Annotated in this window: 12 protein-coding genes; 8 read left to right on the top strand and 4 right to left on the bottom strand. The window is 55.2% G+C overall.

Translation table 11 applies throughout. The features are described from left to right. Positions 1-3: 3 nt before the first annotated feature. The 3 genes from HH216_RS18465 to HH216_RS18455 all read left to right on the top strand — a co-directional run bounded on the left by HH216_RS18465 (position 4) and on the right by HH216_RS18455 (position 2,333). Positions 4-750 carry a peroxiredoxin family protein gene (locus HH216_RS18465; RefSeq protein WP_169552136.1) on the top strand — a complete coding sequence of 249 codons (747 nt, stop codon included), beginning with the start codon at positions 4-6 and terminating at the stop codon, positions 748-750. 59 nt (positions 751-809) lie between these two features. Next, complete coding sequence (locus HH216_RS18460; RefSeq protein WP_169552135.1) at positions 810-1,820, top strand: glycosyltransferase; 1,011 nt, start codon at positions 810-812, stop codon at positions 1,818-1,820. Between the two features lie 189 nt (positions 1,821-2,009). Continuing rightward, a complete protein-coding gene (locus HH216_RS18455) occupies positions 2,010-2,333 on the top strand; it encodes a hypothetical protein (protein ID WP_254448508.1) in 324 nt (107 codons plus the stop codon). Between the two features lie 16 nt (positions 2,334-2,349). Here HH216_RS18455 and HH216_RS18450 read toward each other — a convergent pair whose 3' ends face one another. Then, on the bottom strand, positions 2,350-2,508 hold the full coding sequence (locus tag HH216_RS18450) for a hypothetical protein (protein ID WP_169552133.1): 159 nt from the start codon (positions 2,506-2,508) through the stop codon (positions 2,350-2,352). A gap of 173 nt (positions 2,509-2,681) precedes the next feature. Here HH216_RS18450 and hisS point away from each other — a divergent pair, with 173 nt between their 5' ends. Further along, a complete protein-coding gene (gene hisS, locus HH216_RS18445; RefSeq protein ID WP_169552132.1) occupies positions 2,682-4,058 on the top strand; it encodes a histidine--tRNA ligase in 1,377 nt (458 codons plus the stop codon). A 72-nt stretch (positions 4,059-4,130) separates the two neighbouring features. Here hisS and cobA read toward each other — a convergent pair whose 3' ends face one another. Both cobA and HH216_RS18435 read right to left on the bottom strand, forming a co-directional pair. Beyond that, positions 4,131-4,880, bottom strand: a complete 750-nt coding sequence (cobA, locus tag HH216_RS18440; protein WP_169552131.1) for a uroporphyrinogen-III C-methyltransferase — start codon at positions 4,878-4,880, stop codon at positions 4,131-4,133. Positions 4,881-4,970: 90 nt separating this feature from the next. Further along, positions 4,971-7,115, bottom strand: coding sequence for a nitrite/sulfite reductase (locus HH216_RS18435; protein ID WP_169552130.1), 2,145 nt, complete (start codon positions 7,113-7,115; stop codon positions 4,971-4,973). 279 nt (positions 7,116-7,394) lie between these two features. On the opposite strand from HH216_RS18435, the gene HH216_RS18430 reads away from it, so the two are divergent. The 4 genes from HH216_RS18430 (at position 7,395) to HH216_RS18415 (ending at position 11,287) form a co-directional block, all read left to right on the top strand. Further along, positions 7,395-7,730: a cupin domain-containing protein gene (locus HH216_RS18430; RefSeq protein WP_169552129.1), complete on the top strand. Its 336-nt coding sequence runs from the start codon at positions 7,395-7,397 to the stop codon at positions 7,728-7,730. A gap of 92 nt (positions 7,731-7,822) precedes the next feature. Continuing rightward, entirely contained in the window at positions 7,823-8,554 is a 732-nt protein-coding gene (gene pgl / locus HH216_RS18425; RefSeq protein WP_169552128.1) for a 6-phosphogluconolactonase, read from the top strand. 157 nt (positions 8,555-8,711) lie between these two features. Further along, positions 8,712-10,214, top strand: a complete 1,503-nt coding sequence (locus tag HH216_RS18420) for a CotH kinase family protein (RefSeq protein ID WP_169552127.1) — start codon at positions 8,712-8,714, stop codon at positions 10,212-10,214. Beyond that, positions 10,166-11,287: a DUF11 domain-containing protein gene (locus HH216_RS18415; RefSeq protein ID WP_169552126.1), complete on the top strand. Its 1,122-nt coding sequence runs from the start codon at positions 10,166-10,168 to the stop codon at positions 11,285-11,287. Before HH216_RS18420 ends, HH216_RS18415 begins: the two co-directional genes overlap by 49 nt. Here HH216_RS18415 and HH216_RS18410 read toward each other — a convergent pair. Beyond that, entirely contained in the window at positions 11,265-12,149 is an 885-nt protein-coding gene (locus HH216_RS18410) for a mechanosensitive ion channel family protein (protein WP_169552125.1), read from the bottom strand. The genes HH216_RS18415 and HH216_RS18410 overlap by 23 nt on opposite strands. Positions 12,150-12,317 lie beyond the last annotated feature (168 nt).

Raw genomic sequence — 12,317 nt, 5'->3', positions numbered from 1 at the left:
TGTATGAAATTACTTGCCTTGATAAGTCTGGCTGTTGCGGTGAGCGCAGGGCAGTTAGCGATCGCCCAGGTGCCTGCCGTCGAGACACGGACAGGTGGCATTTCGTATACTCATCGCATTGATGACAAAACGATAATCATCGACAAAGCGACAGGAGAACGCATTCCTGCCAGTAAGTACGAAGAACTAACCAGGCGGGACAGGAATGGCTATCATCTCGAAGAAGTAATGAATGAATACGGGCAACCGGCTTCTTACCTGTTACGGCCTACGACGAGCGAAGAACGCGAGACGCACCGATTCTACAACCGGGGTGACGAAAACCGCCCGAAAGTAGGGGCGGAGATGCCTTTGTTTGTGATGAAAGGTATCGACAACAAGGAGTACCGGTCGACGGAGTTGAAAGGACAGGTAGTCGTGCTGAGCTTCTGGATTAGTACGCACCGACCCTTCTGGAACCTTAAACACGTGGCGCAGTTTGCTGAAGCACTTCAGCCGTTCCAGACCGGAGCGGGGTTTATGTCATTGGGGATATTTAGTGATTCGGCCGAAGAAATAGCGGACGTACTGAAAACGCAGAAACTACCGTTTGTCGCTGTGCCGAACGCATACGGGTTTAATCGCAAATTTGGCGTCGGGGCGGGGTCAACCTGTATCGTGGTCGATCGGGATGGTAAAGTAGCGGCTTTCATCGATGGAGCCGACTATGCCGCCCTTAAAACGGTGCTCGAACGGCTGAACCGTAAGTAAGGGAGCCAGTCAATCAATCAATCATCAATCAAATCCAGTAACTCTGTCAACAAAACCTGATGCTCCGGTTTTCCATCATCATTCCCGTTTTTAACCGCCCCGACGAACTGCGTGAACTGCTGACGAGTCTGACTCGTCAGACCTACACCAACTTCGAAGTGCTGGTGATTGAAGACGGGTCGGTGGAGCGGGCTGAGGATGTGGTTGTTGAGTTCGCCAGCAAACTGGCGATCCGTTACTTTGAAAAACCCAACTCGGGGCAGGGTTTTGCGCGCAACTACGGCTTCGAGCGGGCCACCGGCGACTACTTCGTGATCTTCGACTCCGATGCCCTTGTGCCGCCCCACTATTTCCAAACCGTCAGTCAGCACCTTGCCGGGCAGTGGCTCGATGCGTACGGTGGCCCCGACCGCGCGCACCCTGATTTTACGCCCGTCCAGAAAGCCATCAGTTATTCGATGACGTCGCCCTTCACAACGGGCGGCATCCGGGGCAGCAAAACCAATCTGGGCGGTACCTACCATCCGCGCAGTTTCAACATGGGGCTGTCGCGGCAGGTGTGGGAGAAAACGCGCGGGTACCGACTCAGCCGGATGGGCGAAGACATCGAATTCGCCATTCGGATTATCGAGAGTGGCTTTACCACCGGCCTGATTCCCGACGCGTATATCTACCACAAACGCCGGACCCGCTTCGCTCAATTTTATCGGCAGCTTCGCTTTTTTGGTCGTGCCCGCATCAACATCTCGCGCTACTACCCCCGCGAACTGAAACTGGTGCACACGTTTCCGGCCCTGTTTACCCTCTACGTTTTTTCCGTTCCTGTCTGGCTACTCATCAGCCCCTGGCTGTTTGGGCTGGCCGTTGCGGGTCTGCTGGTGTTTTCGCTGGCTATTCTGATCGATGCAACCCGCAAAGAAAGCAGTCTGTACGTGGGCCTATTGAGCGTGGAAGCGGCCTTTGTGCAACTGATAGGCTACGGTATCGGTTTTCTAAGTGAGGGCTGGAAACGACTGCGCGAGCCGAAGGGATTTCGCGAAACGGGGGCTACTATCGATTACCCATCCTGACGCAAGGCTGGTCCGTATTTTGCCGTTCTACTAAAGAGAAAAGGCTTGACAATGGCCTGACTTTAATGTATATTACGTAATTGTTAAGTCTTCATACAGATGTATGAAACTGATTGCGCGAATAAAAGGACGCAGCCTACAGAGATGACTAAGCTTAGAAAACCACCCGGTCAACGGATGATTAACCGCATGAGTACACGCACTAAGTGGCAGCTGCTCACGCCGTTAAGTCTGCTGGCGTTTGTGGTGGGGCTATGCGTGTTTAGTGAAGCGGCTACCAGGCGGATGCAGGGTGCACCAACGACGCAGTGGGCACTTTGGGGTGCGTATGGCCTGATCCTGATTGTGGGTGGGCTGCTGTTGTTTGGGCAGGCGCAGCGTTTCCGGTCGCAACTCGATTATCGGCGGTTCGTCCGGCGGGAACTAAAGAAGCGGGATCGGGGGCGGAGCCGTAATCAGCCGTTAACCGTTACAAAACAAAAATCCTCACCCGGTCGGAGTGAGGATCGATGAGCAAGGCAAGTTGTGCTTAAGCCTGCTGCTTCTTTTCGTCAAACGAAGCCTTGATAGCCTCTACATCGACGTTGCGGATGATTGGCTTACGCAGCAGTTGTTTGATAGCGTTTGTCTTGTTGTTGGCGATGGCGCGGTTCCGACGGCCTTTCCGCTTCAGTTCAGTAACTCCCATGACGGTATTGTATATGATAAATGACGGTTCAGATTTTCGAACCGCAAAAATAGTGTTTTTCCTGATAAAACGACAGAAACTAGCAGTCTTTTTAACTACATAGGAAAGCCGGGTGGCCACTCAAAACCTCAGAATCCTGTTTATCCTGTAATCCTGTCCCTTATTTTTGCGCCATGCAAAAACCGACCTTACCCAAAGGTACCCGCGATTTCGGGCCGGAGCAGATGCGCAAACGGCTCTTCATTTTCGATACCATTCGCCAGACCTTTCAACGCTTTGGCTTTCAACCGCTCGAAACCCCATCTATGGAAAACCTGTCGACGCTGATGGGGAAGTACGGCGATGAGGGCGATCAACTCCTGTTTAAGATTCTCAACTCCGGCGATTTTGCCGGTAGCCTGACCGACGCCGATCTGCAAACGGGCAGTAAAAAGCTGACGCCGAAAATCAGCGAGAAAGGGCTGCGCTATGATCTGACGGTGCCGTTTGCCCGGTATGTGGTGATGAACCGCAACAACCTGCCGATGCCCTTCAAGCGGTATCAGATGCAGCCCGTGTGGCGCGCCGACCGGCCACAGAAAGGCCGCTACCGCGAGTTTTATCAGTGCGACGCCGACGTGGTGGGTACCGATTCGCTCATCTGCGAAGCCGAGATCATCCTGATGATTCACGAGGTGATGCGCAACCTGGGAATTCAGGATTTTACGCTGAAGATCAACAACCGGAAAATTCTGGCCGGTATCGCTGAAGCCATCGGAATGCCGGGGCAGGAGGGACCGCTCTCCGTCGCCATCGATAAGCTGGACAAGATCGGCAAAGACAAGGTACTGGACGAACTACGCGAACGCGGTTTTTCGGAAGAAGCAATTAGCCAGCTAGACCCGCTCTTTACCTTCGACAACGCATCGACAGCCGCCACACTCGATCAGCTAACCAATTGGCTGGCAGCATCAGCAACGGCGCAGAAAGGAGTGGCTGAGTTGCGCGAAACATTGCAATTAGCTGAACTGGCTGGGCTGGAAAACGCGCAGATCGAGATCGATCCGACGCTGGCGCGGGGGCTGTCGTACTACACAGGGGCCATTTTTGAAGTAAAAGCGAACGGCGTGTCCATCGGTAGCATCAGCGGGGGCGGTCGCTACGACAACCTGACGGGCGCGTTCGGAATGCCGGGGCTATCGGGGGTGGGTATCTCCTTCGGTGTCGACCGGATTTACGACGTCATGGACGAACTGGCTCTGTTTCCTGAGGGAGCCGGGCAGGGGACAAAGGTGCTGATTATCCCGTTCGACGCCGACGCACGCGTAGTAGCACTGCCGTTGCTAAGTCAGTTTCGGACGGCCAACGTCTCGGCCGAGGTCTACCCCGACTTGGCGAAAGTGAAAAAGATGCTCGACTACGCCAACGCCAAGCAGATTCCGTTTGTGGTCCTGATCGGCTCCGAAGAAGTACAGACGAATCAGTTGACGATCAAAAATATGGTCTCCGGCGAACAGCACAAAGTTGCCACCAACGATGTAGTATCGTTTGTGACCGAACGTATTGGGTAGACAGCAGAGCTACAACTAAAAAGCGCCCCACAGCACAAAAACTGTGGGGCGCTTTCATTTATGATGGGCCTGTTAGTCCTGACCTACGGCAGCCGCTATCGACGCGTATTGATCGGTCGTCAGGCCCGCAACGGCACCGATTACGATAATGGCCGGGTTGTCGATCTGCGTTTCGGCCACCCGGTCGACAATGGAATGGATGTGCCCCGTCACGACGCGCTGTTCGGGCAGGGTACCGTTCTGAATGATTGCTATGGGCGTATCGGCCTTACCCTGTTCGGCAAACAAACGGGCGATGTCGGGCAGCTTGTGCATACCCATCAGCACGACGACCGTTGCCGATGACTGAGCCGCCAGTGTCAGATCGGCGGATAGCTGCCCGGCTTTGGTGGTGCCCGTAACGACCCAGAAGCTTTCCGACAGACCGCGCGTCGTTAGCGGAACGCCCGCCGACGCGGGTACGGCGTAACTGCTCGACAGACCCGGTACGACGGCTGTGTCGAGGCCGTGCTGCCGGGCGTAGTCGAGTTCTTCGTAGCCCCGCCCAAACACAAACGAGTCGCCCCCTTTGAGCCGCACGACGTGGCCGTACTGCTGCGCGTAATGCACAATCAGCGGGTTGATATCTTCCTGCATACAGGAATACGCACCGCGTCGCTTGCCAACGTACACCAGCAGCGCATCCGGGCGGCAGTGCGTCAGTAGATCAGGGTGAACGAGCGCGTCATACATGACCACGTCGGCCTGTTGCAGCGCTTTCACACCCTTAAGCGTTATCAAATCGGGATCACCGGGACCGGCCCCTACGAGCGTAAGCTTCATGAATTGAATGATAGAATGATTAAATGACTGAGTGATAGAATGAATGTGCCAGCTTATTCAATCATTCTGTCACTTAGTCATTCAACCCCGTTAGCTGTCCTTGGCCTGCACGAGTTCGTGGAGTTCGGGGAGGCCGTCGTGTTCGATCTGCGCGTCGCGGTAGGTTTGTACCGAGTGCAGAAAAGCGTCGGCGTCGGTCAGGAACTGCCGGGCAAACGCTTCCGACGGCTCCTGCTTGTTGATGCTGAACACCTGCGCCTTGAAATCACCTTCGGTGGGGTGGAAACCCGGTTCACCCGCAAACGTTTTGTCGAAGTCGTTGATGATGCCGTACTGCGTGTTTGTCGGTACGTCGCGGCTCATCAGCGCAGCTTTAGCACCGGTAACGAATACGTTATACGCATGGTACAGCGCATCGGCCCAGCGACCGTCGGTCAGCGCTTCACGCGACCAGCCAGCTTTTTCGGTGGCTTCCTCCAGCGTCGTTGCGACGAGGTCGATCAGTACGCTGGCACATTCGCCCACGCCCACTTCCGTTACGTAAGCTTCGGTATGGTCCCAGTCGATGTAATCGGTATTGACGAGCGTTTTCAGATCGGCCAGCGGTTTCAGCAACTGGTAGAAATAGTTCTTGCCCTGCCGTGCGTAGTAGTCGCTGAAGTATTCACCGTCGAAGGCGTTGGTTTCGAAATCGCGGAGCAGGTAGCGCAGCGAATCGGGGCCGCGCTTGCTCGGAATCTTAATGACCTTGTCGGCGATCAGGCCTTCGCCTTTGCCGTTGAAACCACCACCGAGCAGCACTTGCAGCGCAGGCAGCACGTACGCACCGTTTTTCAGCGACGAGCCGTGGTAGCCAATGTTCGCGACAGAATGTTGACCACAACCGTTCATGCAACCCGAAATCTTGATCTTGATGTCGTCGTTGAAAACAAGATCGGGAAACTCTTCGCGCATCATCGTCTCCAGTGCCCGCGTGATGCCATAGCTGCTCGAAATGGCGAGATTACAGGTATCGGTGCCGGGGCAGGTCGTGATGTCGGCGGTGGTGTCGAAGCCGGGTTCGGCCAGGCCCAGCGCGTCGAGTGCGTCGAAGACGGCAGGCAGGTTCTCGGGCCGGACAAACCGGAGCAGATACCCCTGATTGACCGTCACGCGGATATCGTCGGCAGCGTATTGTTTTACAATCTCTGCCAGTGCCCGCGCTGTATCCGAGTGCATATCGCCCAGTAGCACGCGCAGTTGCACGGCATACCAGCCCGCCTGCTTCTGCTCGAAGACGTTGGTTTTCAGCCAGGTTGCGTAAGCTGGGTTTTCAGTTTGTGCTTCAATGTTTACCGTTGACGGCTGCTCATCTGACTCAGTGGCAACGTTAAACGTTAAACCTTGAACGTCAAACTCCTTAACTTTCAATGCCAGCGTTTCTTCCTCGACGAGCCGGAGCATTTCCTCCAGACCGATGTCGTTGAGGAGATATTTCATCCGGGCTTTATGGCGTTTCTGCCGTTCGCCATAGCGGTCGAACACGCGGATGACGCCCTCGATAAACGGGATGATCCGCTCCTCCTCCATGAACTCGGAGGCTGTTTGGGCCGAGAACGGTTGAGCGCCCAGCCCACCGCCGAGCATCACTTTAAAGCCCCGCTTGCCATCCTGCATACGCGGTACCAGACCCACGTCGTGCATGTAGCCGTAGGCCGAGTCGGCTTCGCTGGACGACACCGCAATCTTGAACTTACGGCCCATGTCCTGACAGATCGGATTCCGCAGGAAATAATCGAAAATCGAGTAGGCGTAGGGCGTAATGTCGAACGGCTCGGTTGGATCGATACCGGCGCGGGCCGATCCCGTCACGTTACGAACCGTGTTGCCGCAGGCTTCCTTCAGCGTAATGCCCGCGTCTTCCAGTTCGGCCCAAAGCTGGGGCGAATCGGCCAGTTTGACGAAGTGCAGCTGAATATCCTGCCGGGTGGTCGCGTGCAGATTCCCCGTTGCGTATTTGTCCGACAGGTCGGCGATGCGGATAAGCTGGTCGGCTGTGATTCGGCCGTAGGGCAGCTTGATACGAATCATCTGTACGCCCGGTTGCCGCTGCCCATAAACGCCCCGCGTAAGCCGAAACTTACGAAATGCTTCGTCGGCAATGTCGCCCGATTGAAACGAACTGATCCGGCGTTCGAGATCGAGAATGTCGCGTCGGGCGGCTGTACTTACACGGTCGGTGATGTCAATGGCCATAATAAATTTCTCTATAGACTTAATCAACTAATGTAGTAAAACGAAACGCCGGGTTTTTGTCCGGCGTAATGGGCGTGGTGGCGCGTTTGCAAGTATAACACCCCCGTAGCTAATCAGGGTTCCGGCCACTCATAACGTTTGGTTATGGCCGATAAATACCGATTATCGGCAGTACCGCCCGAAAATTGCGCTGGCTAACGTCAGTTTAACGGCCTATTTTCGCCTTTTGTTACCGCTGGTAGTCGGCAAACGACGATATCGGCCAATTCGACTGCACTGATGACCACTTCTTCCTTGTTTATTGACGACGCTTCGCTGCCGTGGGAAACCGTTGCCGAGGGTGTGAAGCGCAAAGTGATGAGCTACGAACCAGACATGATGGTTGTGAAGGTAGCGTTTGAAACGGGGGGCGTTGGGATTGTTCATCAGCACGTTCATGTACAAATGTCGTATGTGGAGCGTGGTGTGTTTGCCATCACCATCGGCGACGAAACCCGCGAACTGCGGCAGGGCGATATGTTTTACATCCCGTCGGACGTGTGGCACGGTGCCCACTGTCTTGAAGCGGGCGTTTTGATCGATAGCTTTACTCCCATGCGGGCCGATTTTTTATAAAGGGTTTAGGGTTTGATGTCCAAGGTTTAACGTTGTGCTTTGCACGCAACCCGCAACCTTAGACCTTGAACCCTGAACATTAAACTAGCCAAATGGAACTCATTATCAAGAAAAACCCGACCGACCTGGCGAAGGCTGCGGCTGATCTGATTACCAAACGCATCACCGACGCGCTGAAAACGCAGGACCGGTTTACGATTGCGCTGTCGGGGGGCAGTACACCAAAGGCCCTGCACGAGCTGCTGGCAAAACAGCCTTACGTCGAGCAGATACCGTGGGCGCAGCTGCACGTGTTCTGGGGTGATGAACGGTATGTACCCATCGACGATGAACAGAGCAACGCGGGTATGGCCTACGATACGCTGCTGGGCCATGTGTATACGCCCGAAGACCAGATTCACGTCTGGAAAACCGACCTCGAACCGCAGGAAGCCGCTGCCGACTACGACCGGACACTGCACGAGTATTTTGGTGAAACCGGTGAGAGTTTTGATCTGGTGCTGCTGGGTATGGGCGACGACGGACACACGCTGTCGCTGTTTCCCGGCACGGAGGTCGTTCACGAAAAAACGGCCTGGACAGCCGCTTACTTCCTGACCAAACAGGATATGTACCGCCTTACGCTGACGGCCCCCATCGTGAACCGGGCGAAGTGCGTGCTGTTTCTGGTAGCGGGGCCGAAGAAAGCCGCGCCCCTGAAAGAGGTGCTGAAAGGAGCCTATAACCCCGACCTGTACCCATCGCAGGAAATCAAACCCACCGACGGTGAACTGATCTGGCTGGTCGACGAGAAAGCAGCGGCAGACTTAAGTCAAACTATGTAACTAATTTAAGAAAAAAAGTGATTGGATGAAGTGTCTGATTATCAGCATACTTCGTCCAGTCGCTGGGTATTTTTCTTTCTTTTGAGAGTTTGGCATAAGCGCAGTGGGTAAATTTTTGTGTGCGTGTAAGTAACTTTGGTTTGACTTATATTCACACATGTTCATAAAATTATCCTCTTCGTGGTTTCTGCGCTGCCTGCCTATTTTTTCGTTGCTACTGTTTGCCCTACCCAGCGTACTGGCGCAATCTGTTTCCGCCGACCGCTACCGCGTTGACGCTGCCAACCAACTGATTCTCTGCAATAAGCTGCCCACTGCCACTAATACGCAGCCGCTGTCCGTCACGCTCGATCAGGTATACACCTTTCCTGATAGCGTTACGACGCTGAAACGGGGTGTTTTCTATCCCGTCGACCGCAACGGTGTTACGTACTCGCTGATGTTTACCGCCCTGCCCATGCTGAATATTCAGACGCGGGGCAAAGATATTGTAAATACCCCGGCGATCATGACGAAGCTGACCATCGCCGATACGACGGGCAGTACCAGACTCAAATGGTCGCAGGTGAATATCCGGGGGGCGTATACGAGTACGTTGCCCAAAAAGCCTTATAAAGTCGTTTTCTACACCGATTCCACCGGCAGGATCACGAAAGATACCGCCCTGTTCGGGATGCGTGAAGACAGCGAATGGCTGCTGCTGGCGATGTACAATGAGCCGCTGCGGGTCAATAATGCCACGTCGCATGCGCTTTGGCTGAAGATGTACAAGCTGTACTACGCCAGTCAGGAAACCGACGCCGTGCCGGGTATTCGCACCCGCTACGTCGACGTGTTTCTGAACGGTGTCTACAATGGCATCTACCTGCTCACCGAGCCGATGGACCGGAAGCAGCTAAAGCTGAAAAAGACAAACACCAACGGCTCGGTGCGGGGCGAGCTGTACAAATCCGTCAACTGGACGGACGCGACGCTGTTTACGGGCGTGCCTTCACTCGACGGTGCCAACCGCGATACCTGGGCTGGTTACGAACTCAAGTATCCTAACGACACTACGTTCTGGTCGAACCTGTATGGCCTGACTGATTTCGTGGTCAATAGCAACAGCGATCAGTTTAAGAGTAAACTGAGCACCCGCTGGCAGACCGATAACCTGATCGACTACTTCCTGTTTCTGAACCTGATCCGGGCCGCTGATAACCGGGGTAAAAACCTGTACATCGCCCGGTACAAAGAAAACGAACCATACATCTACATTCCCTGGGACCTGGACGGTACATTCGGCTATATGTGGGCCGGTAATCGCGATGAGACGACGACGGATATATTAAGCAATGGGTTGTACGATAAGCTGTTAGGGCTAAATCCGGGTTCGTTTCAGGAACGCGCGAAGACGCGCTGGTTTGCGTTGCGGAAGGGTGTCTTCGACGCGGGAGCCTTGAAAAGCAGCCTGACCGCGAATGTGCAGCGGCTGACAAACGAAGGGGCTTACCGGCGGGAAGGCCGGATCTGGCCAACCCCAAACGTAACCGACGAAACCAGCTATGCAACCGGCTGGATCGACCGGCGGCTGAGTTACCTCGATGGGTATTTCGGGGGTTTTCCGGATGTGTGCGCCAACCCCCGGCCCCGACGATCACGGCTACCTCGTCGACACTGACGCAGGGTGAATCCGTTACGCTGACGGCCACGGGCTGCGCCTACACGACCACCTGGAGTACGGGCGCGACGGGCAATACGCTGATCGCGGCACCGGCGCAGACGACCTCATACACGGCTATTTGTATCCAGACGAAAGCTACCAACTGCCAGAGTCCGGCCTCGACGCCACTGCTCATCACCGTACTGCCCGGCGACTCTACCACTGCGCTGGCAGACCTATCGGTGAGGCAATACCCCGACCGGGCCGTCATGTCTGCCGGTGAGCGACTGCGGCTGACGGTTGAGGTGGTCAACAGCGGCCCCGCTACTGCCCGAACGGTACGGCTGCAAAACCGATTGCCAGTTGGTATCAACTTCCTGTCGGCTGTGGATGGCAGCGTAACAAACAGTAATAACGTCATCGAAATGGCCGTCGACAGCATACGGGCGGGGCAAACCATCTTGTTTAGTTATGACGTGAGCCCTACCGTGCTGGCTACGTATCGTAACGCGGTGCAGGTCGTGGCCTGCGGAACGACCGATCCCGATAGTCAGCCCGGTAGTGGTACAGGCGACGGGGAGGACGATATGTCTGTAGCAAGCATTCGAACCTCTGACGCAGCAACACCCATTTATGAATCGTCGAACCCGTATCAGCGGCCGTTGCCCGCTGTTTCATCCAATCAGCCCCGTCCTGATTCGCTGTCGGCCGATCTAAGCTTAGGGCTGTCGGCGAGTGGCCTGGCGACACCGGAAGGTGGCCAGCTTACGCTGACACTTGACCTGTATAACCGGGGTGGGATAGCCGCTACGGGTGTCGTTGCGGGCTTTACACTGCCAGATGGCGGCACATTTATCGGTGGAGAGGGTATAACCGTCAGTGGTAATCTGCTTACGACGGCTGCCCTCTCGCTGGCTGTTAACGAACATAGACTGGTGTCGGTTGTCGTGCAGCTATCGGGGCAAGGTAACAGGATCATAACGGCACAGCTACTCCAGTCCGACCAGCCCGACCCGGACTCTACGCCGGGCAACGGAGCTGAAACGGGCGAAGACGACGGGGCACTGCTTAGCGTGCGGATTGTCGACTAACGGTGGACGCGTCCTCCTGTTTCTGTTTCAGGTCGTAGGTAACGGTTGGGAAAAAGAGCGTGATCTGGTTGGCGGCAAAGGCGCGCTTGATGGCTTTCATGCCTTCGCTGACAGCGGCCAACGGGCCGGTTTTGAGTGGGTCGACCCAGAACCAGACGATAAACTGGATCGAGTTGTCGCCGAAGTTTTTGTAGTAGAGATCGACGGGGCGGTCGGGTAGTACGAACGGTAACTGCCGGATTGCCTGCTGGGCTACCCGCTGCGCGTGGTCCAGATCATCGAGGTACGAGACGTTGGCCGCTACTTCGATCCGGCGCTGCCCCAGCCGCGAATAGTTGGTGATGGGCTTCTGAAACACGTCTTTGCTCGGAATCTCGACCGTCTGGCCCTGCCCATTGTCGATCACGATAGAGCGTAGCTTGATGTCGATGACTTTGCCGGTATAGCCGTTTGTTTCGACGGTATCCCCCACCTGAACTGGGCGGGCGAGGGCAATCATGGTGCCCGAAATAAAGTTTGTCGTCAGGTCCTGAAAAGCGAAGCCGACGGCGAGGGCCAGAATACCGGCTCCCGTCAGTAGGGAGGCCACCGTTTTATCGAGACCCAATACACCGAGGGCGATAAACAGCCCGACGGCCATCAGCAGCACACGGGCCAGCGCCCCGACGAGGTTGACCAGCGAAATGTTGTTGCTGACCCGATGCAGCCCCCGGACACCCCACTGACTCACCCAACGGGAGAGAAACGAAAAAACGACAAGAATGAGAATCGCCAGGCCGAGGTTGGGAATCAATTTAATTCCTGCCCGGCTCCAGCGCATCAGTTCGGCATAAATCAGATCAGCAGCTTGCGAAAAATCCATAGGTAGCGAATGAATACTGACGAAGTAACCGGTTAACTTCAGTTAGTGTTTTAGCCGGAAAACTGCCCTGGTTGGTCAGTTTCGTACCATAGTCGGTCAGGATTTGGTAGGGTAGGCGGCAACTTCGTCGTAATTTTGCGTGTTGACAAACTAAGTACCAACGTAGCT

Origin of the sequence: Spirosoma rhododendri (genome assembly GCF_012849055.1) — a bacterium.
GTDB lineage: Bacteria > Bacteroidota > Bacteroidia > Cytophagales > Spirosomataceae > Spirosoma > Spirosoma rhododendri.
This window is presented reverse-complemented; position numbering and strand designations above follow the sequence as displayed.

Excerpts from the sequence above, each read along its gene's own strand:
- HH216_RS18410 (WP_169552125.1), bottom strand. The coding sequence starts at position 12,149 with ATGGATTTTTCGCAAGCTGCTGATCTGATTTATGCCGAACTGATGCGC.
- pgl (WP_169552128.1), top strand. The coding sequence starts at position 7,823 with ATGGAACTCATTATCAAGAAAAACCCGACCGACCTGGCGAAGGCTGCG.
- hisS (WP_169552132.1), top strand. The coding sequence starts at position 2,682 with ATGCAAAAACCGACCTTACCCAAAGGTACCCGCGATTTCGGGCCGGAG.
- cobA (WP_169552131.1), bottom strand. The coding sequence starts at position 4,880 with ATGAAGCTTACGCTCGTAGGGGCCGGTCCCGGTGATCCCGATTTGATA.
- HH216_RS18450 (WP_169552133.1), bottom strand. The coding sequence starts at position 2,508 with ATGGGAGTTACTGAACTGAAGCGGAAAGGCCGTCGGAACCGCGCCATC.
- HH216_RS18435 (WP_169552130.1), bottom strand. The coding sequence starts at position 7,115 with ATGGCCATTGACATCACCGACCGTGTAAGTACAGCCGCCCGACGCGAC.
- HH216_RS18455 (WP_254448508.1), top strand. The coding sequence starts at position 2,010 with ATGAGTACACGCACTAAGTGGCAGCTGCTCACGCCGTTAAGTCTGCTG.
- HH216_RS18460 (WP_169552135.1), top strand. The coding sequence starts at position 810 with ATGCTCCGGTTTTCCATCATCATTCCCGTTTTTAACCGCCCCGACGAA.
- HH216_RS18420 (WP_169552127.1), top strand. The coding sequence starts at position 8,712 with ATGTTCATAAAATTATCCTCTTCGTGGTTTCTGCGCTGCCTGCCTATT.
- HH216_RS18430 (WP_169552129.1), top strand. The coding sequence starts at position 7,395 with ATGACCACTTCTTCCTTGTTTATTGACGACGCTTCGCTGCCGTGGGAA.
- HH216_RS18465 (WP_169552136.1), top strand. The coding sequence starts at position 4 with ATGAAATTACTTGCCTTGATAAGTCTGGCTGTTGCGGTGAGCGCAGGG.